The organism is Desulfobacterium sp. N47, assembly GCF_051233685.1.
Taxonomy (GTDB): Bacteria; Desulfobacterota; Desulfobacteria; order Desulfobacterales; family RPRI01; genus RPRI01.
Genome location: NZ_JBAMMY010000208.1, coordinates 1 through 1,014, shown reverse-complemented (window position 1 = coordinate 1,014; position 1,014 = coordinate 1). Strand labels below are relative to the sequence as shown.

The 1,014-nt window shown below is 39.2% G+C and carries 1 protein-coding gene; it reads left to right on the top strand.

Annotated elements, in window-relative coordinates:
* Positions 1-419: 419 nt before the first annotated feature.
* Complete coding sequence (locus VXK47_RS13750; protein WP_435549360.1) at positions 420-788, top strand: phosphomannose isomerase type II C-terminal cupin domain; 369 nt, start codon at positions 420-422, stop codon at positions 786-788.
* The last annotated feature ends 226 nt before the right edge of the window (positions 789-1,014 follow it).

Here is a 1,014-nt window from a genome sequence, read left to right as displayed (position 1 = left end):
ACGGCCGCATCAAAAACTTGACAAAAAAACACCGGATATGGTCTACTGGGAAACATTTCCCAGGAAAGAGGCAGCAGCCTGAATAAGCAGTTTATCACTTTTAAAATGCATTTTGCTGTTCAAACAATCCCGACCACCGCTCAACCGTTGGGAAGATTTTTGGGAACATCGGGCCGCAATCTGAAATCGTTACCCATAAATTTGTCGCACACCCACAGAAAAGTTTCCGAATTATATTTTCAGGAGATGAATTCAGATTACTTTATAAAGATTCAGAAGCAATTTTATGTAAATTTATCTGTAATATGTTTATAGCATTTGTCATAATAACATTCCGATTGCTTGGCTGTAATTGGATATCGGAACAGCTTTATGACAGATGCTATAAATTATAGATTGAGTAAATGAGAATGGAATCTATGCTTATTCCTGATGCATGGCGTAAAACGCCAAAACACCGCAGCCCATGGGGTTATTATCAAATCCTAACCGATATGCCGGACCACAGGATAAGAAGAATAGTTGTTTATCCCGGGCAGAGTTTAAGCTATCAGCGGCACTTCCACCGTTCTGAACACTGGTATGTGATACAGGGATATGCAGCAGTAATCAAAAACGGTATCGGTTACGCACTGTCTCAGGGTAAAGCCATAGATCTGCCTGTGGAATGCTGGCACCGGATCAGCAATCAAGGCAAAGAAAACCTTGTCTTTATTGAAATACAAACCGGGGATAACTTTAGTGATAATGACATTGAAAGGGCCGAAGATGATTATGGAAGGGTTTAAAAGCAATGGTGCAGGACCCTTTCTTTTAAGCTTCGGCTTTATAAACAAATACTGATTGAATATTCAAAGATCATAAATGTGTTATGTAAGGAGTTGTCACAAAATAACCTTTACATTTAAAACGTACATGCTATACTGCATGCATGGAAATAAGGTTGATAAAAAAACGCTTCGAAATGCTTGCGCCAATACTTGACGAGAAAACACTCAGACTTTTTGTCGCTAC